At 51.1% G+C, this 26,805-nt stretch carries 30 protein-coding genes; 16 read left to right on the forward strand and 14 right to left on the reverse strand.

Going from position 1 to position 26,805, the window contains the following annotated elements:
• Positions 1 to 7 precede the first annotated feature (7 nt).
• Together BS640_RS07280 and BS640_RS07285 are read left to right on the forward strand one after the other, a co-directional pair.
• Positions 8 to 1,225, forward strand: a complete 1,218-nt coding sequence (locus tag BS640_RS07280; RefSeq protein WP_084912279.1) for a pyridoxal phosphate-dependent aminotransferase — start codon at positions 8 to 10, stop codon at positions 1,223 to 1,225.
• Entirely contained in the window at positions 1,225 to 2,502 is a 1,278-nt protein-coding gene (locus tag BS640_RS07285) for a Zn-dependent hydrolase (RefSeq protein ID WP_017492741.1), read from the forward strand. The genes BS640_RS07280 and BS640_RS07285 overlap by 1 nt, the downstream gene beginning before the upstream one ends.
• 5 nt (positions 2,503 to 2,507) lie before the next feature.
• Here BS640_RS07285 and BS640_RS07290 read toward each other — a convergent pair whose 3' ends face one another.
• From BS640_RS07290 to BS640_RS07315, 6 genes are all read right to left on the reverse strand, one after another.
• Entirely contained in the window at positions 2,508 to 3,179 is a 672-nt protein-coding gene (locus tag BS640_RS07290) for a GntR family transcriptional regulator (RefSeq protein WP_017492740.1), read from the reverse strand.
• Positions 3,180 to 3,257: 78 nt separating this feature from the next.
• Positions 3,258 to 4,061 carry a transporter substrate-binding domain-containing protein gene (locus BS640_RS07295; RefSeq protein WP_017492739.1) on the reverse strand — a complete coding sequence of 268 codons (804 nt, stop codon included), beginning with the start codon at positions 4,059 to 4,061 and terminating at the stop codon, positions 3,258 to 3,260.
• Between the two features lie 73 nt (positions 4,062 to 4,134).
• A complete protein-coding gene (speB, locus tag BS640_RS07300) occupies positions 4,135 to 5,085 on the reverse strand; it encodes an agmatinase (protein WP_017492738.1) in 951 nt (316 codons plus the stop codon).
• A 17-nt stretch (positions 5,086 to 5,102) separates the two neighbouring features.
• Complete coding sequence (locus BS640_RS07305) at positions 5,103 to 5,759, reverse strand: amino acid ABC transporter permease (RefSeq protein ID WP_017492737.1); 657 nt, start codon at positions 5,757 to 5,759, stop codon at positions 5,103 to 5,105.
• A complete protein-coding gene (locus BS640_RS07310) occupies positions 5,756 to 6,559 on the reverse strand; it encodes an amino acid ABC transporter ATP-binding protein (RefSeq protein WP_017492736.1) in 804 nt (267 codons plus the stop codon). Before BS640_RS07310 ends, BS640_RS07305 begins: the two co-directional genes overlap by 4 nt.
• Positions 6,556 to 7,209: a DUF1989 domain-containing protein gene (locus BS640_RS07315; protein ID WP_017492735.1), complete on the reverse strand. Its 654-nt coding sequence runs from the start codon at positions 7,207 to 7,209 to the stop codon at positions 6,556 to 6,558. The genes BS640_RS07310 and BS640_RS07315 overlap by 4 nt, the downstream gene beginning before the upstream one ends.
• 127 nt (positions 7,210 to 7,336) lie before the next feature.
• Between BS640_RS07315 and BS640_RS07320 the strand changes: the two genes are divergently transcribed.
• Positions 7,337 to 8,302, forward strand: a complete 966-nt coding sequence (locus tag BS640_RS07320; protein ID WP_017492734.1) for a hydroxyacid dehydrogenase — start codon at positions 7,337 to 7,339, stop codon at positions 8,300 to 8,302.
• A 9-nt stretch (positions 8,303 to 8,311) separates the two neighbouring features.
• On the opposite strand, the gene BS640_RS07325 is transcribed toward BS640_RS07320, so the two are convergent.
• Entirely contained in the window at positions 8,312 to 9,082 is a 771-nt protein-coding gene (locus BS640_RS07325; protein WP_084912280.1) for a LamB/YcsF family protein, read from the reverse strand.
• A 202-nt stretch (positions 9,083 to 9,284) separates the two neighbouring features.
• Between BS640_RS07325 and pxpB the strand changes: the two genes are divergently transcribed.
• The 3 genes from pxpB (at position 9,285) to BS640_RS07340 (ending at position 11,225) form a co-directional block, all read left to right on the forward strand.
• Positions 9,285 to 10,007, forward strand: a complete 723-nt coding sequence (gene pxpB / locus BS640_RS07330; RefSeq protein WP_225741518.1) for a 5-oxoprolinase subunit PxpB — start codon at positions 9,285 to 9,287, stop codon at positions 10,005 to 10,007.
• Positions 10,004 to 10,972, forward strand: coding sequence for a 5-oxoprolinase subunit C family protein (locus tag BS640_RS07335; RefSeq protein ID WP_017492731.1), 969 nt, complete (start codon positions 10,004 to 10,006; stop codon positions 10,970 to 10,972). Before pxpB ends, BS640_RS07335 begins: the two co-directional genes overlap by 4 nt.
• Positions 10,973 to 11,120: 148 nt before the next feature.
• Positions 11,121 to 11,225, forward strand: coding sequence for a helix-turn-helix domain-containing protein (locus tag BS640_RS07340; RefSeq protein WP_081601426.1), 105 nt, complete (start codon positions 11,121 to 11,123; stop codon positions 11,223 to 11,225).
• Between the two features lie 108 nt (positions 11,226 to 11,333).
• On the opposite strand, the gene tmaR is transcribed toward BS640_RS07340, so the two are convergent.
• Both tmaR and BS640_RS07350 read right to left on the reverse strand, forming a co-directional pair.
• The gene (tmaR, locus tag BS640_RS07345; protein ID WP_017492729.1) at positions 11,334 to 11,666 is read right to left on the reverse strand and encodes a PTS system regulator TmaR; all 333 of its coding nucleotides are present in this window, start codon (positions 11,664 to 11,666) and stop codon (positions 11,334 to 11,336) included.
• A 64-nt stretch (positions 11,667 to 11,730) separates the two neighbouring features.
• Positions 11,731 to 12,822 carry an FUSC family protein gene (locus BS640_RS07350; protein ID WP_017492728.1) on the reverse strand — a complete coding sequence of 364 codons (1,092 nt, stop codon included), beginning with the start codon at positions 12,820 to 12,822 and terminating at the stop codon, positions 11,731 to 11,733.
• Positions 12,823 to 13,199: 377 nt separating this feature from the next.
• Here BS640_RS07350 and BS640_RS07355 point away from each other — a divergent pair, with 377 nt between their 5' ends.
• On the forward strand, positions 13,200 to 13,391 hold the full coding sequence (locus BS640_RS07355; RefSeq protein ID WP_084912281.1) for a hypothetical protein: 192 nt from the start codon (positions 13,200 to 13,202) through the stop codon (positions 13,389 to 13,391).
• A gap of 57 nt (positions 13,392 to 13,448) precedes the next feature.
• On the opposite strand, the gene BS640_RS07360 is transcribed toward BS640_RS07355, so the two are convergent.
• Positions 13,449 to 13,817 (reverse strand): hypothetical protein, encoded by a 369-nt coding sequence (locus BS640_RS07360; protein ID WP_017492726.1) that lies wholly within the window; start codon positions 13,815 to 13,817, stop codon positions 13,449 to 13,451.
• 833 nt (positions 13,818 to 14,650) lie between these two features.
• Between BS640_RS07360 and BS640_RS07365 the strand changes: the two genes are divergently transcribed.
• The 4 genes from BS640_RS07365 (at position 14,651) to BS640_RS07380 (ending at position 18,034) form a co-directional block, all read left to right on the forward strand.
• Complete coding sequence (locus tag BS640_RS07365; protein WP_017492725.1) at positions 14,651 to 14,890, forward strand: DUF4060 family protein; 240 nt, start codon at positions 14,651 to 14,653, stop codon at positions 14,888 to 14,890.
• A gap of 975 nt (positions 14,891 to 15,865) precedes the next feature.
• Positions 15,866 to 16,456, forward strand: coding sequence for a GNAT family N-acetyltransferase (locus BS640_RS07370; protein WP_017492724.1), 591 nt, complete (start codon positions 15,866 to 15,868; stop codon positions 16,454 to 16,456).
• Between the two features lie 13 nt (positions 16,457 to 16,469).
• Complete coding sequence (locus tag BS640_RS07375) at positions 16,470 to 17,321, forward strand: lysophospholipid acyltransferase family protein (protein WP_084912282.1); 852 nt, start codon at positions 16,470 to 16,472, stop codon at positions 17,319 to 17,321.
• Positions 17,321 to 18,034 carry an HAD-IB family phosphatase gene (locus BS640_RS07380; protein WP_017492722.1) on the forward strand — a complete coding sequence of 238 codons (714 nt, stop codon included), beginning with the start codon at positions 17,321 to 17,323 and terminating at the stop codon, positions 18,032 to 18,034. The genes BS640_RS07375 and BS640_RS07380 overlap by 1 nt, the downstream gene beginning before the upstream one ends.
• A 99-nt stretch (positions 18,035 to 18,133) precedes the next feature.
• On the opposite strand, the gene BS640_RS07385 is transcribed toward BS640_RS07380, so the two are convergent.
• Positions 18,134 to 18,511 carry a winged helix-turn-helix transcriptional regulator gene (locus BS640_RS07385; protein ID WP_017492721.1) on the reverse strand — a complete coding sequence of 126 codons (378 nt, stop codon included), beginning with the start codon at positions 18,509 to 18,511 and terminating at the stop codon, positions 18,134 to 18,136.
• Between the two features lie 158 nt (positions 18,512 to 18,669).
• On the opposite strand from BS640_RS07385, the gene BS640_RS07390 reads away from it, so the two are divergent.
• Positions 18,670 to 19,527, forward strand: a complete 858-nt coding sequence (locus tag BS640_RS07390; RefSeq protein ID WP_084912283.1) for an SDR family oxidoreductase — start codon at positions 18,670 to 18,672, stop codon at positions 19,525 to 19,527.
• A 20-nt stretch (positions 19,528 to 19,547) separates the two neighbouring features.
• Here the strand turns inward: BS640_RS07390 and BS640_RS07395 are convergent, their stop codons facing one another.
• The gene (locus tag BS640_RS07395; protein WP_225741520.1) at positions 19,548 to 19,796 is read right to left on the reverse strand and encodes an Lrp/AsnC ligand binding domain-containing protein; all 249 of its coding nucleotides are present in this window, start codon (positions 19,794 to 19,796) and stop codon (positions 19,548 to 19,550) included.
• Between the two features lie 40 nt (positions 19,797 to 19,836).
• Here BS640_RS07395 and BS640_RS07400 point away from each other — a divergent pair, with 40 nt between their 5' ends.
• On the forward strand, positions 19,837 to 20,322 hold the full coding sequence (locus tag BS640_RS07400) for an arginine deiminase-related protein (protein ID WP_158086747.1): 486 nt from the start codon (positions 19,837 to 19,839) through the stop codon (positions 20,320 to 20,322).
• A 224-nt stretch (positions 20,323 to 20,546) separates the two neighbouring features.
• On the opposite strand, the gene BS640_RS07405 is transcribed toward BS640_RS07400, so the two are convergent.
• Entirely contained in the window at positions 20,547 to 22,331 is a 1,785-nt protein-coding gene (locus BS640_RS07405; RefSeq protein ID WP_084912285.1) for a PKD domain-containing protein, read from the reverse strand.
• A gap of 276 nt (positions 22,332 to 22,607) precedes the next feature.
• Entirely contained in the window at positions 22,608 to 23,588 is a 981-nt protein-coding gene (locus BS640_RS07410; RefSeq protein WP_017492718.1) for a VOC family protein, read from the reverse strand.
• Between the two features lie 355 nt (positions 23,589 to 23,943).
• Between BS640_RS07410 and yajD the strand changes: the two genes are divergently transcribed.
• The 3 genes from yajD to BS640_RS07425 all read left to right on the forward strand — a co-directional run bounded on the left by yajD (position 23,944) and on the right by BS640_RS07425 (position 26,630).
• Entirely contained in the window at positions 23,944 to 24,288 is a 345-nt protein-coding gene (gene yajD / locus BS640_RS07415) for an HNH nuclease YajD (RefSeq protein WP_026110648.1), read from the forward strand.
• 299 nt (positions 24,289 to 24,587) lie between these two features.
• A complete protein-coding gene (locus BS640_RS07420) occupies positions 24,588 to 25,571 on the forward strand; it encodes a DUF1852 domain-containing protein (protein WP_017492716.1) in 984 nt (327 codons plus the stop codon).
• Between the two features lie 27 nt (positions 25,572 to 25,598).
• Positions 25,599 to 26,630, forward strand: coding sequence for a methionine synthase (locus BS640_RS07425; protein ID WP_017492715.1), 1,032 nt, complete (start codon positions 25,599 to 25,601; stop codon positions 26,628 to 26,630).
• Positions 26,631 to 26,805 lie beyond the last annotated feature (175 nt).

The following is a 26,805-nucleotide window of genomic DNA, read 5'->3' on the forward strand; positions in this document are numbered from 1 at the left end:
GACGCCGATGAACCCTGCTCATCCTGAACAAAAACTGGCGGCACGCCTGTCGTCAGTCACCCCCTCCGTCACGCTGGTGATTTCGCAGCTGGCGCGTCGCCTGGCTTCGCAAGGGCGTGACATCATCAATATGAGTTCAGGTGAGCTGGATTTTGATACTCCGCAGCATATTCAGGACAGCGCTTTCACGGCGATGCAGGTTGGTCAGACGCGCTATACCGACGTAGGCGGCACCGCAGAGCTCAAGGCCTCGATTATCGAAAAGTTTGCGCGAGACAATCACCTCGCTTACTCCGCCAAACAAATCATCGCCAGCACCGGTGCAAAACAGATAATCTTCAACGCCTTTTTGGCAACGCTCGACGCTGGCGACGAGGTCATCCTAAATGCGCCCTACTGGGTGTCTTATCCTGACATGATACGTCTGACCGGTGCCGAGCCGGTCGCTGTAGTCCCCGCACCGCATGAAGGTTTCAAGCTGACGCCTGCGAGCCTTGCCGCAGCATTAACGCCTCATACGCGCTGGCTGCTGCTCAACTCGCCGGGTAACCCGAGCGGGGCACTTTATTCCACCGATGAGCTGCGTGCGCTGGCCGAGGTGCTGAAAGATTATCCGCGTGTGCTGGTGATGTCCGACGACATTTATGAACACATTGTCTATGAAGGGGAGTTTGTCTCCTTCGCCACTGCCGTCCCCGAGATGGCCGATCGCACCCTGACCGTCAACGGCGTATCCAAAACTTACGCCATGACCGGCTGGCGTCTCGGTTTCGCAGGCGGCCCCGAGTGGCTTATCGCCGCACTGGCGATGTTGCAGTCTCAAAGCACCTCCTGCCCTAATGCGATTGCTCAGGCTGCGGCCATTGCCGCACTTGATGGCCCACAGCATTTGCTCGCCGAATGGTGCCACCGTTTACGCCGCCGTCGCGACAGCGCGCTGAACATTTTGCGCCAGTCGCCTGACCTGTCGGTCGAGACGCCCCCTTCAGCCTTCTACCTGTTTGTCGGCTGTGAAAAGCTGCTCGGCAAGACGACGCCGACGGGCAAGACACTGAACAGTGACCTCGACGTAGCGGAATATTTTCTCGAACACGGGGGCGTTGCCGTCGTTCCCGGCACGGCATTCGGCATGGCGCCGTATTTTCGTCTGGCCTACAGCATCGCCGATGAAGACGTTAATCGCGCCTGTCAGTTGATGGTCAACGCCTGTGAGGCCCTGCTTTGATGAACAGCATTGAACCGGATTTCGCCCTGGCGGCAGAGCTGTTTGAAAAACTGCGTCGCTCAAGCTTTGACGGCGTGGGCATAACCCGTGACTCATACGGCAAGGGCGAGCAGCGGGCGCACGACCTGCTGGCTCACACCGCCGAAACATTGGGTCTCAGCCTCTCGCGCGACGCGGCGCTGAACCTATATATGACCCTGCCGGGGCGCAATCCTCACGCACCGCCGGTTATCACCGGATCGCACCTCGACTCGGTCCCGCGCGGCGGAAATTTCGACGGTGCAGCCGGTGTCCTGGCCGGTATTGCGGTGCTTGCAGGTTGGGTGCGAGCCGGTTTTCAGCCCGACGTGAGCGTGACGGTGATGGCCATCCGCGCCGAAGAGAGCGCCTGGTTTCCCCTCTCCTATCTCGGCAGTAAAGCGGCATTTGGACTGATAAACGCCGGCAATCTCGAGACCCGACGCGCCGACAACGCCCGAACCCTGGCAGAACACCTTCAGGACTTGGGCGGCGACGGCCAACGCTTGCTGGTCAGTGAACCGAGGCTCAGCGCCGCCAACGTGAACAGCTTTATCGAACTACACATCGAACAGGGTCCGATTCTTGAGGATGCCGGTCAGCCGCTGGGAATTGTGACCGGCATTTGCGGTAGCCTGCGCTATCGTCAGGCCCGCGTTTATGGTCAGTATGCACACTCAGGAGCCACGCCGCGCCTACATCGTCACGATGCCGTCGTCGCAGTGGCCGAGCTGATAACCGGGTTGTATCAGGACTGGGCCATACTCGAGGAGCAAGGCCACCAGCTTACAGTCACCAGCGGCCAGTTATCAACGGACGCACAGCAGGCAGATTTCAGCAAGATAAGCGGCGATGTGAAGTTTTGCGTTGATTTTCGCTCAAGCAGTGTGGAAACGCTGGCACTCATCGACCAGCATCTTCACCAAAGGATAGCGCAGATAACGGCACGTCACGGCGTGAGCTTCGAATTGGGTGAGCAAACGCGCAGCGCACCGGCCAAGATGGACACCAAGCTGCAACGGCTGCTGCATAACGCGGCTCGCGCGCTGTCAATCCCGGCCATGACACTGCAAAGCGGAGCCGGGCACGACGCCGCACTGTTTTCGACCCAGGGCGTGCCGAGCGCGATGGTGTTTGTTCGCAACGCCAACGGGAGCCACAATCCCGACGAAAGCATGGCGCTCGACGACTTTGCCGCCGCCGTACGCGTGCTGGACGAAGCGTTACGCAACCGCAGCCTCACCGCCGTCGAAAGGTGAAGTGTTTACAGCTGGCTCAATCGACGCACAATGCTCTCACGCACGTTGTCGATGTGTCTGGCCGCCGCGGCCCTTGCGCCGTCGGCATCACCGCTGCGCAGGGCGGCGATAATCTCGAGATGCTCATGATGGCCGCTGACAAAGCGCTCGGGCACCTGACGCAGGTTAAACATCCGGGTTTTCAGGCGCAGGCTCTCAATGTACTGCGTCAGAAGCTGGTTGCCGCTGTAGTGCGCCAGCGCGTTATGCAGACGACTGTCAATCTCCCAGTCCTCCTGGGGGCTAGGCGTTTCGTCGGCCAACAGCTTGTTGATCCCCGCTTCAATGGCGTCGAGCTCGGACACCGGTACGCGCCCTGCCGCGAGACTGGCCGCCTCTGACTCCAGCGTGCGCCTGACGTGCAGCGTCTCTATTAGCTCACGAATTGAAAACTCTTTTACCACCGGCGTTCGTCCCCCGGCGCGAATAATAAAACCTTCGTTTTCCAGTCGGTTAAGCGCATCGCGCACCGGCGTGCGTGAAATATTCAGCAGTTCCGCCAATCGCCTTTCCTGCAGCACCGTATTTACCGGCAGCTCCCGGTTTATCAGCATATTCAGCAGCACTTCATAGGCCTTGGTGCTGAGATTCTGCTCGCGTTCACCAATCAAATCAGCAGGTCTTTTGATGGAATCCATGGTGTCATTTCACATTAACAAGACTGATAAAAAAGGCAGGCACGGAGGCCTGCCATGCTTTAACTCACGCTTCTGGCGTTACTGAGGCAGCGTGCGTACCGGGTCTTTCGGCGCCGGATCGAAGCCCACAATCGGGGTCACGAGTTTAGCATAGGTGCCATCGGCCTTCATATCCGCCAGCGCCTTGTTTACCGCAGCGACCAGGTTTGGTTTTCCTTTTTTGAAGGCGAAACCTTTCTGAATAACGCTCACATAGTCAGGCGTTTGCGTTAACGGCAGATGCATATCCTTGATCAGATAAGCGTTGCCGATCGAGTCGTTGATCACGCCATCGATATTGCCGTTCGCCAGATCCTGCACCGCCGCCGTCACGTCGATATAGTTCTTGAGCGTCGCGCCGTGGTCGATAGCCAACTGGGCATAAGTTGAAGAAACCTGCGCACCGATGCGTTTGCCTTTCAGGTCTTTGGCCGACTTGATGTCTGATTTTGGTGGAATAATGATGCGGCCACCGGACTCTATCCAACCGTCGGAGAAGACGATAGCCTTCTGACGTGCGGGTGTGATGTCCATCGCCGCACTGCTCATATCAAACTGATTGGCCTGCAGGCCGACCAGAATAGAGTCCCATTTGGTGATAACCGGCACGTATTCGAGATGCAAACGGCGCGCAACCTCTTTCATCACGCGGATCTCCAGACCGTCGAGCTGGCCGTTAGCGCTACGCATGCTGAACGGCGGATCCGTGCCTTCGGTTGCCACGCTCAGTTTGCCCGGAGTGAGCAGCTCAAGTTTCCCGTCAGCATCGGCTGCCGTAGCTAAGAAAGGCGTCGCCATGGCAGCAAGAACGGTGGCAATACTTAGAAAATGCTTAATTTTCATGATGTCACTCTCTGGTAATAGATGAAGGAATACCCTGTGTGTTGCAAAAATCGTCATGCTGTAACGCGCGCACTTATACCGCGCGTTCACTGGCCAGCAAGGCTAAAAGCTCGGCCATTACCGTTGCCCCGAGCAACGAGGTAATTTGGCCTGGCCCGTCATACATTGGGCTGATTTCGGTCACGTCACAGCCCACCATGTTGATGCCCTTCAGGGCACGCAGTAACAGCAGTGCCTCGCGAGCGCTCGGCCCCCCGGCCTCCGGCGTCTGCACACCCGGTGCGAAAGCAGGATCGACAAAGTCCATATCAAAGGTGATAAAGGTCGGGCGACCGGCTGTGCGCTCGGCGATGCGCTGCGCCATCTGTTTAATCCCTAATTCGAACATCTGGTCGGTGGTAAACACCTCGTAACCCAGGTCGAGCGACTGGGTAATGTCGGAGGTGCGGAACAGCGATCCACGAAGCCCAACCTGAATGGAATACGCAGGATCGACGATGTCCTCTTCCACCGCACGGCGAAACGGCGTGCCTGCGCTGTAGCGTTTATCGGCGAAATATTTGTCCCAGGTATCGCTGTGCGAATCGAACTGCACCAGGGCCAGCGGCCCATGGACTTTGGCGACGGCGCGCAGCTCGGCCAGGGTAATCGAGTGGTCACCGCCGATACCGCACGGCACGACCCCCGCGCTCGACAGGGCATACACCGCTTGCTCAATGCGCGCCAGGCACTCCTCCTCGTAGCCCGGCACCACCGGCGCATCGCCCGCATCGGCGCAGCGAAGGGTATCGAACACGTTGATATCATTACGATAAGGGTTGATCGGCCGCAGCATGGTAGACATCGCCCTGACCGCATTGGGCCCGAAACGCGCCCCGGTGCGAAACGGTGCGCCCGAGTCTGACGGCAGACCAATAATCGCCGCATCAAGCTGGCTCAAATCGGTCGCCATCGGCAGGCGCATAAAGGTCGGCACGCCGCAAAAGCGCGGAGTTTCCAGCGAGTCGGTGGGTAAAACACTCATAAATCACTCCGTATGAATTAGCTAAAACGGGCCTGGCGACGTTCAAGCCAGTCGGAAAGCTCGGTAAGCAGCGTGGTGAGCAGCAGGTAAATCAGCGCTGCTGCGATATAGAACTGGAACGGTCGAAAGGTGGCGGAAATAATGGTCTGTGCGTACAGCGTGATATCCACCACCGTGATGGTTGACAGCAGCGAGGTGTTCTTCAGCGTCGAAATCGCCTCGTTGGTCAGCGGAGGCAGCACGACGCGAAACACCTGCGGCAGGACAATGCGGCGCATGATTTCACCCTTGCTCATGCCGAGCGCCGAGGCGGACTCCATCTGGCTGCGCGGAATCGCCTTTAGGCCAGAGCGGATGATTTCGGCCACGTAGGCCCCGCTGTTCAATGCCAATGCCAGCACTCCGGCGACAAACGGCGACAGATGGATGCCAATTTGCGGGAAACCGAAATAGACCACAAACACCTGAATAAGCGCAGGCGTACCGCGAATAAACCAGATATAGAAACGCCCCATACCGCGAAACAGCCTCACTTTGGAGGTCTTGGCGCTCACGGCCATAAAGCCAAACACCCAGCTCAGAATGATGGTCGAAATGGTGATCAGCAGAACGGTCCACGATGCTTCGAGAAATCCCATGCCGTAGGTGTTGATGTCATCCCAAAGTTGGTTCATGGGTGATTCTCCTGCTTGCTTTTAAAATCATCATGCAAAATACGGCTGAGGAACTGGCGCAAACGCGGGCTCTCAGGATGGTGTAAAACCTTGCTCGGTGCGCCGTCTTCCGCCATTACCCCTTGATCGAAAAACACCACGCGGGAGGAGACGTCGCGGGCAAAGGCGATTTCGTGGGTCACCAGCAGCATGGTCATCCCTTCTTCGGCCAATGATGCCATCAGAGACAGCACCTCGCCCACCAGCTCGGGGTCGAGCGCCGAGGTGACTTCATCAAACAGCATCAGCTGCGGCTTCATTGCCAGCGCGCGGGCGATGGCCACACGCTGCTGCTGGCCGCCGGAGAGCTTCGCCGGATACTGATGACGCTTCTCATACAACCCGACGCGGCTGAGCAGACTTTCGGCCAGCTCGATAGCCTGTTTACGCGGCATTTTTTTTACCCGCAGCGGGGCTTCAATGACATTTTCGAGCACCGTCATGTGTGGCCACAGGTTGTAGCTCTGAAACACCATCCCGATGCGTGCGCGCAGCAGGCGCAGCTGCTCTTCGGTCGGCTGAGCGCGAGCACCGTCTCGAAAATCGAAGGCGAATTCGTCAAAGTTCATGAAGCCGCTCTGCGGCATTTCCATCACGTTGAGGCAACGCAAGAAGGTACTTTTACCCGAACCACTGGCACCGATAATCGACACCACTTCGCCCTTGTGAACGTCCAGCGCCACGTTTTTGAGCACGTGCAGGTCACCGTAGCTCTTGTTTAACTCTTTAATCGTCAATAAAGGGGCAGATGCTTCACTCATTTGGCCTCCTCCGGCACGCTTTTCGCATTGTCGTCAGAGACGTCGAGCCCAATATCGGCCGGCTGGCGCGATGCGCCGTTAATTGGCGTAATGTCCTGTGGGCACGCGGAGAGCACCACGTAGATATCGGCCTCGGCGCGCAGTTGCAGCACGTCACCGGCGACGGAGCGCGGCGGCACGCGGTCTAGTTCGCCCGCTTCGGTAATCGGCACGTTCATAAACAGGTTGAGCGAGGCTGGAGTAAAAGGCAGCGTGATGCCCTTCTCGCTCAGCGCCTCATGGAAATTATCGGTGCAGCTGCGGTGATACGTCTCACAACCCAACTCGCGATAAATTGCGGCATTACAGGGGCAGAGCAGTGTGTCGTGACGCCCCGGGGTGGTATCAGCGGTCAGGGTAAACATAGGACGACGATAGATGCTCACCACCGGCATGTTCAGCGCGTAAAACAGGTTGCTGTTAACCGAACGTGTATGTTCCATAGATGAATATTCAAAGGGGTCAGACTGCATCACAGCCCAAGTATCAACAACTTGATTTCCCTGGAGATTGGTAATGCTCAGCCGCTGACCTTTCTGTAAGGCTACAGCGGTCCCTCGCGTGGCATCCAATACAAAACTGGACAGAGATGAGTCGTTTTTGGCGGTCATACAATTCCTCTCGCTATAAAAAATGACTGCTGCTATTTTTGGTATTCCAAATTGGAATTCTTTTGGTATACACAAGAAATGCAATTAAAATGCCAAGCCGACTTATTCATCAAAAAAGAGTGAAATAATGAGCAGACGATTTTGCCTCATCCCCCAGCCGATCCATGAAAGCGGCGTCAGGCAACTCAGGGAAAACGGGATCGAACCTTTGGTAGGCGAAGCGGCCTGCGAGAGCGCACCGATCGAAGACGTGGTGGCGGCCATCTACCGCAGCGGTCAATTTTCACGCACCAGGATGGTGCAATTGCCTAATTTACGGGCAATCGCGGTCCACGGCGTCGGCATCGACGGTATCGATTTGCCAGGGGCCAATGAATTAGGCATTGCGGTATTTAATACGCCAGGGGCTAACAACCGTTCGGTCGCCGAGCACGCGATTGCGCTAATGTTTGCCTTGACCAAGCGGATCCCAGAGTCGGATCGTGCCGTCCGTGAAGGCAATTTTTCATTTAGATTTGAGGGCGGACTGCGTGAGTTGTTGGGTGCCAGGCTGGGCGTCATTGGCTTCGGCGCGATTGGTCAGTTGACGGCCAAACTGGCGCTTGGCATGGGCATGCAGGTACAGATATTATCCCGCCGCAGCGAGGAAGAGTTGGCAGCGCTGGGCCTGCAGAAGGCGCACAGCCTCGAGAGTCTGCTTGCCACAAGCGATGTGGTGTCTCTGCACGCTCCGTCGTTACCTGAAACCCAGCATATGATTGGCGCCGAACAGTTAAAGACAATGAAGCCGTCGGCCTTTCTGATTAACACCAGCCGCGGGGCGTTGGTCGATGAAGCCGCGCTCATTACCGCGTTGCAAACGGGACAAATCGCCGGGGCCGGTCTCGATGTCTTCGCGGTTGAACCCCTGCCCGCCTCCAGCCCGCTGACGCAGCTATCGAACGTGATTTTAACCCCGCACGCCGCCGCGTCGGCCGAACAGGCGTTGATGCGTATGGCGAGCGCGGCGGTCAGCGGCGTGCTCGATATTCTCGACGATCGCGCGCCAGCCTCATTAATTAACCCGCAAATCTGGGAGACGCGCCGCCGCTAAGAGCTTGCGTCAGGCAATCACTTTTGACATCGACGCCAGCGTCAGACCATTGCCTTCGAGCAGCGTTCGCAGCTGGCGTGCCATCTCGACCGCACCGGGCGTATCGCCATGTACGCAGATACTGTCGATACGCGTCGGCAATTTTTTGCCATCGAGCGTGATAATCGCCCGGCTCTCGAGCATTTGCATCACGCGGGTAGCGGCCTGCTGTGGGTCATGAATCACCGCCCCCGGCAGTTTGCGTGACACCAGCGCCCCCGTCTCGGTATAGGCGCGATCGGCGTAGATCTCGCGCACCAAACGCAGACCGATTTTCTCGGCGGCCTTCTCGGTTTCCATGCCTGGCATCACCACCATGATAAGCGAGGGATCGACGCTGTGAATCGCCTTCGCTACCGCCATAGCCAGCTGGGGATCTTCCGCCGCCATGTTGCCCATCGCGCCGTGGGTTTTCACGTGCTGGAGCGGATACCCCATACTCTCTGCCAACGCTTTCAGGGCACCAATCTGATAGACAATCTGTCGCTCAATCTGTGCCGGAGACTCACCGAGGATCTGACGGCGACCAAAGCCCTGAATATCCATAAAGCTTGGATGCGCGCCCGCGCCAACGCCGTTGGCTTTAGCAGCGCTCAGCGTCTTGAACATCACGTCAGGGTCTCCGGCGTGAAATCCACAGGCAATATTGGCGGAGGTCACTATCTCGAGCATCTCGTCGTCTTCGCCCATCTTCCAGGCACCGAAACTCTCGCCCATATCGCTGTTAAGGTCGATCAACATTTTTCACGTCTCCTGATGAATGCATCATTGGCACCGTTCTTGCGTCACCGTTCCTACGTTTAGTCAGCAAGGCGATGAGTTAGAAAATCTATGCAAGAGTACGGCCAGTTTTGAGCCGGTGTCTTGACAGTACTTTTTTGGTATGCCAAAAGTATTCCACAATAAAAATAATTTAAGAAGATTTTTGATCGGGGAAAAACAAGTGAATGAAACGCAGATCCCGTGGCGGATCCTACCGATCGCCGACCAGGCGGTGTACGTCGATTTTGGCGACGTCATTGATGAGAGCATTAATGCGCGCGTGACCGCCCTGGCGTCTCGCGTTCGACACGGCAATATCGTGGGCGTGACCTCGCTGGTACCGACCTATCGCGCGCTGACGGTCGGCTACGATTCGACCAAAACGCAGCAGACCAGACTGATAGCGACGTTGACCGAGCTACTGTCTCAGCCGGACGACGAAGCAGAGCCGGTAAGGCTGTGGACCATTCCGGTCAACTATGGCGGTGAACAGGGTATCGACCTGGCGTGGCTGGCGCAGTCGCATGGGCTGAGCCAGGAAGAGGTGATTGAACGCCACGTCGCGGTGTCATATCGCGTATACATGATGGGGTTTATGCCAGGATTCGCCTACCTCGGCGGCCTGGATCCTCTCCTGCATACCTCGCGCCGCGAGTCTCCGCGTTTAAAAGTTCCGGCGGGCAGTATCAGCATCGGCGGCATGCAGACGGCGGTAGGCTCGGTTGAGGCACCCAGCGGTTGGCATCTGATCGGCCGAACGCCGGTACGCAGCTTCGATCCTGAACGCGCCGAGCCTTTCCTGTTTCGAGCCGGTGACCGCATTCGCTTCGCTCCCATCTGCGTTGAGGAATACGTGCATCTCCTGGCACAGGCTGACTTTTTACCCGAGTGGAGGTGGCAATGATCAACGGCTTCGAGGTGTTATCTCCCGGTTTGTACACCACCCTGCAAGACCTGGGGCGTTTTGGTTTTGAGGACTGTGGCGTGCCGCCTTCGGGCGCGATGGACGAGATGAGCTTTGCCATCGCCAACGCGCTGGTCGGCAATGACCCGGCTACCGGCGCGCTGGAGTTTACGCTGACCGGTGCAACGCTGCGACTGACGGGCAGTCAGCCGTGTTCTTTTGCGGTCACCGGCGATGTGGCGATGACCCTCGACGGCGTGGCGGTCGCGCCCTATCGTCGCCTGACGCTCTTGCCCGGCAACCAGCTGCGCATTACCCGCACACTCAGCGGCGCACGCGGGTATCTCGCGGTGGCCGGTGGCTTCGACGTCAAGCCGGTTATGGGCAGCGTCTCGACCCTGATGCGCGCAGGGTTGGGCGGCTTCAACGGCCGACAGCTGCAAAAAGGCGATTGGCTACCGCTCGCCCCTGCCCCACACCGCACTATTCTCGATACGGGAGAACCGGAACAGCGGCTCATGCCGCAGCGCGAACGCCGTCCTATTCGCGTCATCGCCGGGCCTCAGGACGATCATTTTGACGCACAGGCGCTGCGTGAATTTTTGAGCAATGAGTATCGTGTCAGCGAGCAGAGCGATCGTATGGGTTATCGGCTTAGCGGTCCGCCGATTGCACACAGCAAAGGCTTCAATATTGTTTCCGACGCTATCTCACGCGGCAGCATTCAAATACCTGGTAACGGCCAGCCGATCGTCGCCATGAACGACAGGCAAACCACCGGCGGCTATCCGAAGATTGCCACCGTGGTGCGCGCCGATCTGGCACGCCTGGGTCAGGCTAAACCCGGTGATCGGCTCCGCTTTGAGACCGTCAGCGTCGATAAGGCTGAGTTACTGTGGGCCGGTCGCCAGGCATTGTTAGACGCATGGCTGAATAAGGTCAGGCGCGCCGCTCAGCCCGCCTAATGCTGCTTTTTATACAGTAATATCGCCAGCCATGGGCCGCCCAGCAGGGTAGCCATTAACCCGCTGCGCCAGCGGACCGCCGACTGTGCAATATTTGCGAGATGATGCTGATTTCTGTGCAGAATAACGCGAAGCTCGAGGGTCTAGCGTGAACACGATTGCTGAACAGCTGGGCTACCAGAGTCCAAGCGCATTTATTTCAACGTTTAAGAAGTCGTTGGGCGAAACGCCACAGAGATACTTGAGGAATTAAAGAGAGAGTCACAGGGTTTTACAGCAAGGATGTTGGGGAGCCTATAGAAATAAAACGCAGCTCCCCTGTTCTGGCCTTCCTCCTGCGGGCGGAGGAAGGAGAGTCGTATTACTTGGCGTCGGTGGCTTTGACTTCGCCCATCGCCTTCAGCGTTTTCGACATTTCACGACGTTCTTTAGACAGGTCAGCGTTTTTAATGATGTATTCATCGACACGATCTTCATAGTCGCTGCGCATGTTGGCGATGATGGCCTGCACGTCATCAATGCTCATTCCTTGCTTGATGTAGTCACTCAGGTTGTCGAGCAGCAGAACACGTTTCTGGTTATCGCGGATTTTCTTTTCGTTATCGACAATTTCACGCTGTAGTTTGTTTTTACGACGAAAAATACGCACAAACTCCAGTACGTCCTGGAAACTCGGCTTAGTAGTATTATCCATTTTCACACCTTCGATTAAGTTACACAGATTCATTTACTGACTGCCCGCAATCGCGAACAGCCTATCAGGATTCGGGCTGCGCAGCCACAACCGGCTCATTCTTATCCATCGCCATCGCCATCAAATCCCCCAGAGATTTAAGCTGATCGGTAACCTGCATGCTGAGCCAAACGTAGCCATAAATCTGCGCCTCTTGGTTCTTACCGCGGTTCATCGACTGCATCAGCTCCTGTAATTCCACCGCCGATTCGTTCAGCTGAATGCTGATTTTAAGCTCATCGCCAATCGAACCATTGCGCAACAGATAGCTCAGTTTTTCCAACGCATCCAGAATCGAGCGCTGGGTATGACGCAGCGTGCGAGCATTCAGCATAATAAAATGGCTTTCTCGCGAGCTCCAGTAGGCGTCGGCCAATAGCTCGAGGGTGCAGAGCAGATTGCGGCACAGCGTCTGGGTAGCATCAAAGACTTCACGCGGGATGTGCGACTCTTTGCTCGAGGCGGCGTGCAAGGCACGCATCTTGATCATCTGCGTCATCGCCTGCTTGAGCTTTTTCTGCAAACGCGGACGCTCGAGCATATTGGGCGACAGCCAGGCGCTGTGCAGCTTGTTCAGCGACATCAGATAGTCCGACATCTGCATCCGCCAATGGATAAAGGCCCGCTGCGGATAAATGCTCGAGAACAGCAGTGCCAACAATGAACCGATCAGTACGTCACCGCTTCGCCACAGCGCGGTTTCCATATCGCCCGGCCCTGCACCGATAATCACGGCGAGCGTCACGCCAAGCAAAAGACCGGCATAAGCGCGTTTACCCAGAGCCAGATAACCGCTGGCGAAGACCACCAGTCCACACCATGCCAGCATGACGGGCAGAGAATAGAGTTCGAGCCACAGCGCAATCATCCCGGCAATAGAACCGCCGATAGTGCCGATAATCCTTTCCGAAACGCGCTGAACGACGTTTCCCCAAAACGAAATTGGCCCCATGACCACCACCAGCGTAATTAACGGCCACGTCGCCTCAGGAAGATGGGTGAGTCGAACAAACATAAAGGTGAGAACAAACGCCAACCCCATCCGCAGACCGTGCGTGACGCGATAGTTGGTGTAAATGAGGTTATCAAGTGAAGAGATTTTCTTGTCTAGACGCACGACCGGTACCGCCTGGTTCAAGCCGGATAATAATATTGCGTCATTTTATCTGAGTTACCTCCGGCGATCACCCGGCTTTTATCAAGGAATCCTCTGCTTTTCTCAGGGAAATGCCGGGTTTTTAGATAAATTGTTCGCGATCGAGTTTCGTACCCGTTGCGAGGACGCCATGAGTGAACCCTCTAAGCAAATTCCTACAACCGGTTGAATAAGTAGATTTTTCGCAGAAGTGTTAGTTTTCTGTGATGCTGTTTGCAGTAACTTTATCTGTTTTGGTTATTATTAAGCTGTCATCTGTAACCACTGATCCTGTTCAGGTATCTGACTCCTCCTGAAAGGTTCGCATTTTGGCTATTCGGATCGTGTCGAGGTGTACTATGAAGTTTGACAACGAAGATGCTTTCAACCTGGCAACCAAGTTTATGGAACATCACGTCGAGAAAATGGGGGAAATTAACTATTTTGTTCGATTTCTTGAGGCCTATTTGAAATTCGACGAATGGCTAAAGGCCGAACACCCGATTGAAGCTGCCAGAAGCGCCAAGAAAACGTTGAAATTTACATCCTGACGACCAGGATTCGAGGCTAAATTAAACCCGCTAAGGCGGGTTTTATCGTTTTAAAACTTACTGCGCGGCCGAAGCAGGCTTGCAATCAGAATATACGTAGCCTTCTTTGGTATTTCGCATCACGTAGCTGTCGCTAAATTTGGCAAATACCATCCCATCAAGCGTTCTTGCAGAGAAAATCTGCCCGCCATCGGGCGTCTTAATTCCTTTCAGCATCGGGCTGGTCACCGACGCGCCATTGGGGCTAAAGGTGAAACTATTGCCGTTATCAATAACCTGAGCGTTGTTGGCAATATGCTCGGACTGTACATCTCCGCCTGCGGCTTCTGTGCTGTGAGTTTCAGTGCAAAGCAGAACCTGAGCAGCCGAAGCGGTGAACGGTGCCGAAAGTATGAGAACAATTGATAATATGGATTTTTTTAGCATACCACCCCCTTACGATTCATATGCTCAGAGAATAGCATCCGCGATGCATAACGGAAAAGCCCCAGGGAGAACATTAGATGAACAGCAAAGAACGCCTTACGGCCAGATACCGAGCTAAATGCGCGGCAGAAAATAAGTTTACACGATACATCGGCGCTAAATTAGCCGGCTGCAATGAACGCGTTTATAAGGCAACGCTTCCTTTATCTGTTCGCAGTGACTCACCTTCTGACTCACAGGAATTTTACTCTCGTCCGATTGGCATTTATCCCTCCAGAACATTAACCGCAAGGTAAATACACGCTGCAGGCGTACTGCAAATGAATGTATAAATTACTTATCGACCTGTTATTCACTCTCTGAAAGATAAACCTACGCGTAATAGAATTATTGAATCATTTATCTGGATCGGTAAAACCTTGAGACAAAAAGGAGATCCATGATAAAAACTTTAAATAAATTGAATATAATCGACACTGTTAATAACAAATAATAGAACCAAGGAATAATCCATGTTTATAAAGTTCACCGTAACCGTTGAAAATATTAACGGCCACGGATTAATGCAAATGTGAACACCCTGTGTGGTCATTATTAACACAGAACGCATAGTAAGACTCTCACAACCATCTGGCGAGGATTACACTATCATTCGCCTTACAGGCGGAACAAGATATGGCGTTATCCAGACCGAAGTGAAGTATTCACTTCACTCACCGTGTCCTCTTAATTACGCCACCTCGTTAAAAACATGAAAACAAGAGGTCGCCAATGGCGACCTTTTTTTATGTCTGCGGCAGCAAGGTTCATAAAATAGATAAGAAGAGAAGCGCATGAAAATAATGATTGAGGGTGATACCGAACACGCCCACCTTGTTGCCGCCAGCAAAGCAATTGATGAGCATAAAAAGAAATACGGGACTGGGAATAAATACCCTCCTTTTACCTACTGCGTCCGCTACCGCAAAAGGCTATTTCAGGTTGAGGTCACCAATAGCAATAAATATCACCTGGCCCACGTCATTACAGGCCACCGTGAGCTCACCAAAGTTCATTACGGAGAAAGAGATTAAAGCGCGGTTTCCTGCTGAATTTTCGCAGGTAAATGACTATATCCATAAGCTTCTCTTATGCTCAAAAAAACGTCAGGATTTCAGTCAAAAATAGCCTCTTAAAACATTAAGAAGTCAAGCGTATAAATCACAGAACATTAACAAAAGTGAAGTAAGCCTGAAGGATATAGGGTTTTATACTAGAGAATCATAAACATATGAGATGTGATGGGCTTGCAGGGATGGCGAAACTAACTTTATCATAAAAAATAAAAAAAATTTATATACGATACAAGTCAATGATTTAAATCAATTTTTAGTCATAATTTTACATTAAATTACAAGTGCCCCCCTTTACTAACAAAGATGAATGTGTGAAAAAAAACAACATATCAACTAGAATTCGTTTAACAAACCTTAAGCAACCGCCGCTCCAACCGCCGTAACAGTGTAACGAAAGTTAACTATCAAAATTTCGCCACTGACGCGCCTGGAGGCAACTTTCGGCATGTTGTTTGAATGTTAGACAATTAGGATCATGAGATAGGGTTAAACAGACGCTGTGCTGTGGCGTAAAGCTTGTGCATTTACGCTCATCGGGAAGGATGTATTTTATACAGCAGAACGCCTGCAAAGTTCTTTCACCAGTAATTAATTTGTTTTGCAGGAAAATAACTATCTTTCGACAAAATATTGCTTGACGAAAAAAAATTTAAAAAATTTTGAAGTCAGCGCTAACTGCTTATTTTAGAAATGCCTTATTCCATTCAGCAAAATGGAGATAAAGGGAAACAGGGAAATAGCTGTCCCTTAGGTGACAGGAAACGTCGTCAAAGTCTTTTCTTGAATCCTGGAATCAGTTGATAAGGATTGTTCACTATCCGGATCCAACAATATCCTTCTGAGTCTGTAGTTAATCGGATGTGTACTTAATTAAAGAAGTTATTGTTACCTGAAGTTACTGTCACTAGTTGTTACCCAAATAAGGAGTTAAAGATGAACATTAGCCAAGACTATAATGTTACCTTGAGAACATGGGAGCCTGAAGACGTTAAAGGCTATTCAGAAATGGCATCAAACCAAGAAGTCATGAAGTTTATCTCATCAGGAAAACCCCGTACCAAAGAGACTATCGAGCAAGAGATTGCGCGATTCCGTGCTTCTCAGGAACAGTATGGTTTTTCACGTTGGGCAGCGACCTTAGGCGAAGAACATCGCTTTATGGGCTTTGCAGGCTTCGAGAAAAAAGAGTACGGCATTAATTTTGGTATGCGTTACGACTCACAGTGGTGGGGAACGCCTTGGCCGTTTATTGCTGGTCATCTGGCTTTAAGCTATGCCTTTGATAAATTGGGTCTTGAAGAAGTTTATACCCTGACCAATATCAAGAACGTCAAAGCCATCAATATGAATATGAAATACCTTGGCCTTAAAACACTCGATGACGGAATTTTTGAGACTGAATTTGGTCCCCATCAACGCATTATCCTCACACAGAAACTCTTCCAGTCAGTGCGTGAAATGAACGAAGGAAAAATCATCAAATTAGTGGGATCCAAGCGTTATAGCGAAAACAGAATAAATTGAAGGCTTTCTTGTAATGAAAAATGATGATGTGATCCTTCTTTGCGACCACGCCGTGTTCCAGGGGGAAAAAAAGAACCCGATTTTATGGGCTCTTTGGTTCCCCTTGGGCATTTTGGTTGCGTTATGCAGGGTAACCCTGCTAGTGATTTACACAGTACTGATTCAAGCCTGTTCCGTTGAAACAAAGAAAAAAAGTTATATCAGACTACTTCGTTTAATAGGTATCAAAGTTACCTCGAACCTGGATTATGACACAGTTAAAAAACACACAAACGGTTGCGTGGTCGCGGCGAATCACATCAGTGTTTTCGACCACTTCCCCGCGCTGGCTATGCCTTTGAGCACGCTGATGGTCCATCATGTTGACAGCATTGCTGGCAAGGTAATGGGATTCTTGCTGTTTAAAGGCTCGGGTTCAGCATACTGGCAAGTTACCGATCTCAAACAAATGGTAAAGAAATTCCGAGAATGGAAAAAGTCGCCCGATGGCGTTGCGCTGTATGTAACCCCCGAAGCCACCATTAACAATAGGCGGGGGCTTTTTCGTTTTCGTCATGATTTCCTGGTAAGAGGTCGCCCGGTTGTTCCAATGGCGATGACTCTTCGACTGCCTTTTGGACTGTCGCCAAACCCGATAGACTCCTCGGGCATAGCAAAATTTCTTCGTTTATTGACCAGTCCGACGCTTCATTTCAATTTGGACTATCTTGACACGATACCGGCTTATGTTTCAGAAGCCGAATCGGGCACCCCCCAGGAATACGCCGACCGGATTCAACAAAGCATCGCCCAGCATTTAGGTATCCCCGCCACCCATGTTACTCGTGAAGAAAAACATCAATATCGCGCAGGGAGAAAAAAATAATGGATGTCATCTTCGATTTTGACTTCACGCTCATGCCTGAGGAAAGTACCGTCGAAGTGTTGAAGCTTGCCCTTGCAGCCGATGCACAGCGTGCAGCCCTGATGCAGAGACTTGCTGACATCGCACCTAGGGCCCTGGCAGGCAAAGCGAGTTTGGCGGAAAACCTCTTCATGCTACAAATGGCAAGGAGAATCAAAAGAAGCCACATCAAACAGTATGTTGAGAACAGCCGAGATCGTTTGCCGGCTGTTTTTCACGAATTGTTTAGCAAGCTCAAACAAGCGAATGCCACTATCCATATTATTTCAGGGGGTTATGAGGAATGGATTAAACCGCTGGCAACTGAATGGGGCATTGCGCCCGAGAATGTTGTCGGTAATCGATTCCTCTGGTGGCGTAATAGCGTCATTGGCCTGCGCCCTTCTCCGCTCTGGTCTTCAAAGAAAAGTAAGTCCTTCATCGTTGAAGAGTTACGTAAAAAGAAAATAATCACTAGCCCGGCAATGATTATTGGGGACGGGACTGCCGACAGAGATGTCTGGAGCCGAGGCGGAGTACGCTGGTGCGTTCTGGCTGAATACTATAACAATGCTAGCCTGAAAGATGGCGATAACTGTTTTAGGGCAGCCACACCGGAAGAAATGTGCCAAAGCGTTCTGGAAATTGTTCACACCAGTAAAATCCGCTCGGAGCCTGTTGCCGAACTAAACTGAGTTTTTCTCTGTTCTTTTTCCCAGGGCCGCAGCGCCCTTCGACTGACGCCAGCGAGGTAACTTCTGGCGTCAGTTCTGAATCAGGCCCCAAGCTTGCCGTTAAGCTTCCTTTCCCGCATTCAATACGCGCGGCAGGTTGAGTTCAATCCAATCACTCAGGTGAATGACCTGCTCGTAGACTTCCAGCCCAAGCGGGGTTAACCGGTACTCGGTGTGCGGGGGCATCACGGGCAGCATGGTGCGATGAATGAAGCCGTCCTTTTCAAAAGTCTGTAACGTTTGCGAAAGCATTTTTTCGCTAATACCGCTGATTTTCTTTCTAAGTTCACTAAAGCGCAGCGTCTCTCTATCAAGAGCAATAAGCACCAGGATCCCCCATCGGCTGGCAATATGCTGGAGTATTTCGCGAGAAGGACAATTTAAATCAAGTAGCTCACCTTTCCTAAATGGATGATTCAAAACACCCTTTTCGCTCATCGCCATTTTCCTCTCAATAAAATCAATACTAACCAAATGGTAAGTACTTACCTTTATATAGTGTATATTCTATAGTGCTCTCCGTACAGAGTTTCGATGGCTATACTTTTATATACGCCTGCTGTTCGGCAGGCTATCTTCGGAAAATGGAGAACATTATGATTGCAGTTACGGGTGCAACAGGTCAGTTAGGTCGTCTGGTAGTCGAAGAATTACTGAAAAATACGCCTGCGAATGAAATCGTTGCGGCAGTGCGCAACCCCGCGAAAGCCGAAGATCTCAACGCGTTGGGCGTGGATGTTCGCCAGGCTGACTACAGCAAGCCTGAAACATTAAAAACCGCTTTTAGCGGCGTCGATAAACTGCTGCTGATTTCGTCAAGCGAGGTGGGCCAACGTACCGCACAGCATCAGGCCGTCATCGATGCCGCCAAACAGGCCGGCGTTAAACTCATCGCTTATACCAGCCTGCTCAATCTTGACTCGTCTCCGTTATTGCTTGCCAAAGAACATCGCGATACCGAAGCCGCATTGAAGTCGTCTGGCGTACCTTACGTGCTGCTGCGTAACGGCTGGTATACAGAAAACTATGCCGCAAGCATTGCACCCTCACTGGCCCATAATGCCTTTATCGGCTCTGCCAGCGACGGACGTATTTCTTCCGCTCCACGTGCCGATTACGCGCGTGCGGCGGCAAAAGTACTACTTTCTGAGGCGCAGGAAGGAAAAATCTACGAACTGGCCGGCGATCAAAGTTATACGCTGGCGGAATTTGCCGCTGAAATCGCTCGCCAGTCTGGCAAAGAAGTGAATTACGTCAATCTGCCGCAGGCGGACTTTGCCGCTGCACTGAAAGGAGCAGGTTTACCAGAGGGTCTGGCTGATGTTCTCGCGGACTCAGACATTGGGGCAAGTCAAGGTGCACTGTATAATGACAGCCAGACTCTGAGCCGTTTACTGGGCCATGCGACGGGCGCTTACCAGGACGTGATTGCCAAATCACTCAACGCGCTTTAAGGCGCGTAGGTCGCGAAGAGCTAGGGAACCACCATTCCTATTTCACGCCTTGCGTGTCGAGAGAAGAATGCTGGTTTCCGTATTATAAAAATCCCTTCAATTCGCCGAATACGCCCGAGAATTTGATCGAAAATTTCCAAATTATCTGCCCCTAATTCCACCAGCAAGTCCCATTTTCCATTGGTGGTATGCAGAGTATGCACCGCCGGTTCTCCCCTCAACTGCTGAATAATCACCGACGCTTTCGCTCCCTCAACCGCCACGTTCATGCAGACGAATACGGTATTGATGGTAAGGCATGCTGCGTTTATGAGTAATCAGGAGACACAGGCAAGCAACGCCTTTCAGAAACGGCTGACCGGTATCAGAGACGTGCAGATTCAGGCGCAGATTGCCTTCGACAGCTATGTCAGGGCATTGAGAAGCGTCGATATCGATGTGCATATCGTTGATGACGTCGCCGAGCACGGCACACCGGACTCGCTCTTTCCAAATAACTGGATTGCCACGTTGGAAGATGGAACGCTTTATCCCTTTCCAATGGAGGCTTCCAATCGCCGCCGTGAGCGTCGACAGGAGATTATCAACCGGCTAGTCACTGATTTTGTGGTGAACAACCGCGTTTACCTCTCTGCTCACGAGCTTAAGGGGCACTCCCTTGAGGGCACAGGGTCGGCAGTCGTCTTGCGATTGTCTGTCTCGATGCCCTGCCTTCACTGGTTGAGCGCCAGCGGCGGCGCGCGTTGCATGCTGTGCGAAGTGTTTCTGAAAAGGTGTGTGGCTATGGCTGATTAGCCGACGCCGATGTTTGCTGGTTAACCCAAGTTGTTTGCGGATAGTTCATTCGAGCATCTTTTACCCTGGGATGTGACGTTAGTAACCCAATGTCCATGCAGAAAACGGGGGCATATTAAATGCCCCCGTCTGGGGTGTTACGCCGTCGAACACCCTAATTTATTAAGCTGGATAGCCTCTCTGCCGTTTAACCGGACAGCGATATTGGCAGCAGTCTGTTAAGGTTATTGTTTCTGCCACAGAGAAGCCAGGCCTGGCATATGCGGTGCCCAATGGCTTGCTGACAGGTGACCTTGCAAACAACGATAAACGGCACCGTTATCAGTCACCATATCCCCCGGTTTGTACTGCTTATTTGACACCCAGCTGTCACCACCAACGTCGGGTACTGATTTAGCTTTTACTACGACAGAGACATCAGCATGGCTCTGCAACTGTCCATCACTTACCTTCAGGGTAAAGACTAAGGTTTCATCTTTTTGCACATCAGGCGTCGTAAAGGTTGTTTTCACGCTGTTAGGATGGCTTAAGGTGACTTTTTTGCCTGATTTCTGCGCCCAGCTATAGGTCAGAGTATCGTTATCAGGATCGTGTGAAGCGGAGCCATTGAGCGTAACCTTCTGGTTGCTCTCTACTGTTTGCGCCGAGCCTGCATCCGCTACCGGTGCATTGTTGCCAGCCTGCTCTGCCTGATGTTTGATGATGATATCAAACGGCGTTGAATTGCGTTCTCCATCGTTAACCGTCAGTTGGAAATGCAGCGTTTCTGTCTTGCCTGGAGCAGGAAGAGAGAAAAAGGCCTTGTCATGCTGGGAGGTTAGTTTGACTTTTGAACCGCTAATTTGCTTCCAGTGGAAAGTTAATGGCTGTTGTTCTGGATCTGATGAAGCTGAACCGTCTAGCTCTACGTGACTAGCTGCGCCAACAATCACTTGCGGGAAGCTTACCTTTGCCACAGGAGCCTGATTAACGTCGCCAGGTGACGCATTTTCAGCGGCGTCTTTCATCTCTAATACATAATCAACCTGCTTATCGGCTTGCATATTCAACGTTGGTGAAGCACCGAGCGCCCATACGAAGAATCCGCCAAAATTATTTTCCGCCTGCCAGCCAGCACGATAAATATTATTTGCACGAGGTTCAACAAAGCGTCCATTAGGACCCCACTGATCGTTAATAGTATTACCTAGAATAATTTTCGATTTATCACCCAGCACTTTACTATAATTTTCCATGGCGACTTTATATTTAAAATCAGGGCCTGCATCATAGGTCATTACGTTAAAGAAATCGAAAAGACTTTTACCTTCTTTAAGGAGAGTTAATACTTCACCCGAGTGATCGGTTTTGCCGTTATAGGAACATTCTGCAGTGAGATTATCAAGACAACTGACCGGATCGGCACCCACGTGATAAGTCGTCAGACTTAGCAACTTACCGCTGTTTGCCCCTAACAACGCACGTACGCGTGTTGCCAGTTTCAACAGATTATGATTTTCTTCTTCTGTCAGACGAGCCTGTTTTTCATAATCAAAATCTACACCATCCAGGCGGATTGTTCCAACCTGCTGATATTGACCATTTTTTTTGTAAACTGGAAAATCCTTTTTCAGGAGTTTCACCAGACCTTGCGCGATCTTTTCGCGGCTGTTCTCATTGTGAAGATCTGCCCACAGACCTTCGCCTTTTTCACCCCCAAAGGCCAGCATGAGTTTTAAATTTGGATTATCAAATTTAGCCTGGGTCCAGTTGAGATATTCCATCGGTTTCCAATAGGTATCGCTTCCGGAATTAAACATGTTGTCAGAACCTGAGATATTACCTTGGGCATCCCAGGAACCAAAAGCGAGCAGAAGGGTATCTACTTCACTCTTTTTAATCAGCTCCGGCGTCATATTAGCGGCGCCCCATGAAGTCAGGTAGCTTATAGTACGCTGGTTATCGGCAGCATGCGAAGAAGCGGCAAATAATGAAGCACTGATAATAAGGGATAGTGTTAATTTTTTCATCGTCGGTTATTTTCCTAAAATTATTGACCGGCGAACAATAGCAAACAAATCCTAGAGAACTTTGGCGTTCTAACTAAGAACTTTCGCTTATAGGGGGGATATTTAAATAAGATTAATAATCTCTTGGCGGTAGTTCGTTTGACCGGCGATTGCCTACGGCAGGGGAAAGAAATTGGAGTCGCGATGAAAATGCACCAGGGTCCTGGCGGGTTAACGCTGCGTAATGGGGGAAGAGGCTCTGCCCTGCTGTGCAGGGCAGAATTCAACAAGCGTCGATTACTCTTTTAAGTGCTTTGGCACTGGCGGCGTACCGTGGGTATGGAAGGTTTCGATGGTCTTGAGCCCCCATGCCTGCCCTTTCTTACGCTCGGCTTCTGTCCATACCACGGTTTGCCAATCGGGTGCCAGAATCAGGCGAGCGCCTGAGTTTGCCAGCTCCACGCGGTTGCCCGCGGGCTCCCAGACATAAAGGAAGAACGTGCCCTGAATTGCATGCTTATGTGGGCCGGTCTCAATGTGTACGCCATTTTCTAAAAAGATATCGGCAGCACGAAGAATGTCTTCACGGGTGTCTGTCGCGTAGGTGACGTGATGAAGACGAGCATTGCCGCCACCATGCTCTTCGGTACAGGCCAAATCGTAGGTTTTATTATTGATGGTAAACCAGCAGCCGCCGATGCGGCCGTTGTCCAGCTGAATCATCTCGGTTACTCGCGAGCCGAGGCAAAGCTCCATAAAGTTTTTGAATTCGCTTACGTCTGCCGCCAGCAGATTAAGGTGATCTAAACGGCGAGGAGAGGCTCCACGTCCATGATAGCGCTGCGCCAGGTTTTTAAGCGCCGGGCGTTCACTCCCCTCGGCCACATAGCGCACGGTGTCATAGTAAATCTCGAATACGTGGCCGAAAGGGTCCGCAAAGCGGAAGGCCCGACCGTGCCCCTGGTCGTCGTCCACCCATCCAATCACTTCATATTTGCTGGCTTCGACAGCTGCAACACGGCGCATCAACGCCGCTTCCGAGGAGGCACGATATGCGATATGTCCAACGCCGGTGGTGTGGTGGCGCGTGAGTTTCAAGGAATGGAATTCGTAGTCATCCCAGGCTCGCAACCATGCATGATTCTCATCCTGAGCCGAAACGGTAAGGCCATATACATTGACGAAGAAATCGAGGCTCTCTTCAAATTTGTCCGTGTACATTTCAACGTGGGCCAGATGTGCAATGTCATAGCAGGGTTCTGGAAGTTGCTGCGCCATAATAATCTTCCTATTGTGTAGGCATACAGAGTGTCACACTAGGTTAACCGGCGATTGTAAGGCGGGTCTGTTGGCTTAAGTTTATAGAGGTATGACTTCCATTTATACTGTGACTGCGATAACAAACTGATTCATCGAGGTATAGCACATCTCAAGCCCCGTCCCTATAAGCAATAAATTATTTACTGTTCCGACCCCCGTAGCGGCTGAAGGCGTTCAATGAGTAGGAAAACCTCCAGCTTATGGTCGACTTCGGTGCCAGGGGACTTATTCTGCCACTTGAAGTCCCCTGTTAAGCAGGCTAGCCTGCTTATATCAAAGGTAAGAAATCTCTCTATGACAGGTGATATCGGCAATGGCATTGATCCCAAGAAATTACGCACGGATGGAAAGCGGCTACCGTGAGAAAGCATTAAAACTCTATCCGTGGGTGTGTGGACGCTGCTCGCGAGAGTTTGTGTATTCAAACCTGCGTGAATTAACGGTTCACCACATCGATCACGATCATACCAATAACCCGGAGGATGGCAGCAACTGGGAATTATTGTGTCTGTATTGTCACGATCACGAACACTCGAAGTACACCGAAGCTGACCAGTATGGTACAAACGTCGTTGCGGGAGAGGACGCGCAAAAAGATGTTGCCGCGGCAACCTATAATCCCTTTGCCGATTTAAAATCGATGTTGAATAAAAAGTAGTACATCCAGCCAGTTAGCCGCTCTTGACCCCATGGGTTCCACGTGGATCCCGTGGGAGAGACCCTCCTGTAACAACGTCAGTCCTGCCTTTACAGCAGATCATGAACATGCCTCATGTTTCAATGAAATTAAATCACTTTTCCTCAATCAACGACTCTGGCATAAAATACACATTATTATTGGCTGTAGACAATAGCTAGTCCACTGAATAAGAAAGCCATAAAACAAAAAATTGGAAATCCTGAAAAAGCAAGACGTAAATTCAGGTTTCATATCAGAAATTAGGATACCAGATCACGATGAATAACGATTTTACATTTACGATTAAGAGCATTTCTTTCGATGAGAATTATAACCCATCTGAAAATACGCGTCTCACGACCAACTTTGCTAATTTAGCCAGAGGGGAGAAACGTCAAGAGAATCTGCGTAACGCCTTAACGATGATTGATAATCGTTTCAATTCCCTGGCGCATGAAAATAACCCTAATGGCGATCGTTATTCTGTCGAACTTGAAATTATTTCCGTTGAGCTGAATATTGATATTGAAGGCAAAAGGAAGACTTTCCCAGCTATCGAAATATTGAAAACGAATATTGTTGATAAAAAAACGCATCAACGTACCGAAGGGATTGTAGGGAATAATTTCTCCTCTTATGTGCGAGATTATGATTTTAGTGTATTACTCTCTGAGCATAACAAGAATCAGTCGACGTTTAACATTCCAGAGAACTTTGGCGACCTGCACGGAAATATATTTAAATGTTTCGTCAATTCAGAGGCTTACAAAAAGCACTTTAGTAAGCAACCGGTTATATGCCTGAGTGTTTCAAGTAAAAACACCTATCATCAGACTGACTATCAGCACCCTGTATTGGGCGTTGAATATCAGCAAAATGAACTGTCCTTGACTGACCAATATTTCAATAAAATGGGGTTGCAGGCGCGCTATTTTATGCCTTCCAATAGCGTAGCACCTTTAGCGTTTTATTTTTCTGGTGATCTCATTAGTGATTACACCGATCTTGAACTTCTCGGTACTATCAGTACGATGGAAACTTTCCAAAGGATTTACCGACCTGAGATCTATAATGCCAATTCCCCGGCAGGAAAAGAATACCAGCCAAATTTGAATAACCAGGATCATACATTAACTGAAATTGTTTATGATCGAGAAGAACGTAGCCGCTTAGCCATTGAGCAGGGAAAGTTTACTGAAGAATACTTCATCAAACCGTACCAAACTATTCTTGAACAATGGTCTGCTCATTACGCTCTTTGATTAACTAAAAACACAAGGTCATTTATTATGAAAATTTTGTTACCTACTTCGACTGCGGGCAGTTTGCCTAAACCTTCATGGCTTGCACAGCCTGAGACACTTTGGTCACCTTGGAAATTGCAAGATGAAGAACTAATTGATGGCAAACAGGATGCGCTGCGTTTGTGCCTACAGGATCAGCTCCAGGCAGGTATTGATATCGTCAGCGATGGCGAGCAAACGCGTCAACATTTTGTGACTACATTTATTGAGCACCTCAGCGGCGTTGATTTTGAGAAACGTGAGACGGTAAGAATTCGTAATCGTTACGATGCGAGTGTCCCGACGGTCGTGGGTGCAGTGAGCCGCCAAAAGCCCGTTTTTGTGGAAGATGCCAAGTTTTTACGTCAGCAAACCAAGCAACCGATTAAATGGGCTCTGCCAGGTCCAATGACCATGATCGACACCCTGTATGATAGCCACTACAAAAGTCGCGAAAAACTGGCCTGGGAATTCGCCAAGATCCTTAATCAAGAAGCCAAAGAACTCGAGGCTGCCGGTGTTGATATCATCCAATTTGATGAGCCAGCGTTTAATGTGTTCTTTGACGAGGTGAATGATTGGGGCATTGCCGCGTTAGAACGAGCAGTTGAAGGTCTTAAATGCGAAACCGCTGTGCATATTTGCTATGGCTACGGCATCAAGGCCAATACCGATTGGAAAAAGACACTGGGGACAGAATGGAGACAGTACGAAGAAATCTTCCCTAAACTGCAAAAATCTAGCATCGATATCATTTCACTAGAGTGTCAAAACTCTCGCGTGCCAATGGATCTGATTGAGCTGATTCGAGGCAAAAAAGTTATGGTTGGGGCTATCGATGTGGCAACCCATAACATTGAGACACCAGAAGAAGTCGCCGATACTCTGCGCAAAGCGCTACAGTTTGTTGATGCAGACAAGCTCTACCCTAGCACCAACTGTGGCATGACCCCGTTACCGCGTCGAGTCGCAAGAGGCAAGCTGAATGCGTTAAGTTTAGGCGCACATATTGTTCGAAAAGAACTTTCGAACAAATAAGCTTGCCAAAAAGTAGCTCATTTTAAAAAAGCTCAGTCCGGTTGGCGCGATGTGATTAATCGCACCGTATCCAAAATCCTTCACCGGACTGAGCGTTTACGCTTCACTCGCTGTCAATCTTGATAACGATTTTACCTAATGCACCACGTGAAAGCGGTTTAAACGCCTCAACCGT

The sequence above is a fragment of the Rouxiella badensis genome, from assembly GCF_002093665.1.
In the GTDB taxonomy this organism is placed as follows: Bacteria; Pseudomonadota; Gammaproteobacteria; order Enterobacterales; family Enterobacteriaceae; genus Rouxiella; species Rouxiella badensis.

Coding starts and splice junctions, on each gene's coding strand:
- BS640_RS07280 (WP_084912279.1), top strand. CDS start 8: ATGAACCCTGCTCATCCTGAACAAAAACTGGCGGCACGCCTGTCGTCA.
- BS640_RS07285 (WP_017492741.1), top strand. CDS start 1,225: ATGAACAGCATTGAACCGGATTTCGCCCTGGCGGCAGAGCTGTTTGAA.
- BS640_RS07290 (WP_017492740.1), bottom strand. CDS start 3,179: ATGGATTCCATCAAAAGACCTGCTGATTTGATTGGTGAACGCGAGCAG.
- BS640_RS07295 (WP_017492739.1), bottom strand. CDS start 4,061: ATGAAAATTAAGCATTTTCTAAGTATTGCCACCGTTCTTGCTGCCATG.
- speB (WP_017492738.1), bottom strand. CDS start 5,085: ATGAGTGTTTTACCCACCGACTCGCTGGAAACTCCGCGCTTTTGCGGC.
- BS640_RS07305 (WP_017492737.1), bottom strand. CDS start 5,759: ATGAACCAACTTTGGGATGACATCAACACCTACGGCATGGGATTTCTC.
- BS640_RS07310 (WP_017492736.1), bottom strand. CDS start 6,559: ATGAGTGAAGCATCTGCCCCTTTATTGACGATTAAAGAGTTAAACAAG.
- BS640_RS07315 (WP_017492735.1), bottom strand. CDS start 7,209: ATGACCGCCAAAAACGACTCATCTCTGTCCAGTTTTGTATTGGATGCC.
- BS640_RS07320 (WP_017492734.1), top strand. CDS start 7,337: ATGAGCAGACGATTTTGCCTCATCCCCCAGCCGATCCATGAAAGCGGC.
- BS640_RS07325 (WP_084912280.1), bottom strand. CDS start 9,082: ATGTTGATCGACCTTAACAGCGATATGGGCGAGAGTTTCGGTGCCTGG.
- BS640_RS07335 (WP_017492731.1), top strand. CDS start 10,004: ATGATCAACGGCTTCGAGGTGTTATCTCCCGGTTTGTACACCACCCTG.
- tmaR (WP_017492729.1), bottom strand. CDS start 11,666: ATGGATAATACTACTAAGCCGAGTTTCCAGGACGTACTGGAGTTTGTG.
- BS640_RS07355 (WP_084912281.1), top strand. CDS start 13,200: ATGAAGTTTGACAACGAAGATGCTTTCAACCTGGCAACCAAGTTTATG.
- BS640_RS07360 (WP_017492726.1), bottom strand. CDS start 13,817: ATGCTAAAAAAATCCATATTATCAATTGTTCTCATACTTTCGGCACCG.
- BS640_RS07365 (WP_017492725.1), top strand. CDS start 14,651: ATGAAAATAATGATTGAGGGTGATACCGAACACGCCCACCTTGTTGCC.
- BS640_RS07370 (WP_017492724.1), top strand. CDS start 15,866: ATGAACATTAGCCAAGACTATAATGTTACCTTGAGAACATGGGAGCCT.
- BS640_RS07375 (WP_084912282.1), top strand. CDS start 16,470: ATGAAAAATGATGATGTGATCCTTCTTTGCGACCACGCCGTGTTCCAG.
- BS640_RS07380 (WP_017492722.1), top strand. CDS start 17,321: ATGGATGTCATCTTCGATTTTGACTTCACGCTCATGCCTGAGGAAAGT.
- BS640_RS07385 (WP_017492721.1), bottom strand. CDS start 18,511: ATGAGCGAAAAGGGTGTTTTGAATCATCCATTTAGGAAAGGTGAGCTA.
- BS640_RS07390 (WP_084912283.1), top strand. CDS start 18,670: ATGATTGCAGTTACGGGTGCAACAGGTCAGTTAGGTCGTCTGGTAGTC.
- BS640_RS07395 (WP_225741520.1), bottom strand. CDS start 19,796: ATGAACGTGGCGGTTGAGGGAGCGAAAGCGTCGGTGATTATTCAGCAG.
- BS640_RS07400 (WP_158086747.1), top strand. CDS start 19,837: ATGAGTAATCAGGAGACACAGGCAAGCAACGCCTTTCAGAAACGGCTG.
- BS640_RS07405 (WP_084912285.1), bottom strand. CDS start 22,331: ATGAAAAAATTAACACTATCCCTTATTATCAGTGCTTCATTATTTGCC.
- BS640_RS07410 (WP_017492718.1), bottom strand. CDS start 23,588: ATGGCGCAGCAACTTCCAGAACCCTGCTATGACATTGCACATCTGGCC.
- yajD (WP_026110648.1), top strand. CDS start 23,944: ATGGCATTGATCCCAAGAAATTACGCACGGATGGAAAGCGGCTACCGT.
- BS640_RS07420 (WP_017492716.1), top strand. CDS start 24,588: ATGAATAACGATTTTACATTTACGATTAAGAGCATTTCTTTCGATGAG.
- BS640_RS07425 (WP_017492715.1), top strand. CDS start 25,599: ATGAAAATTTTGTTACCTACTTCGACTGCGGGCAGTTTGCCTAAACCT.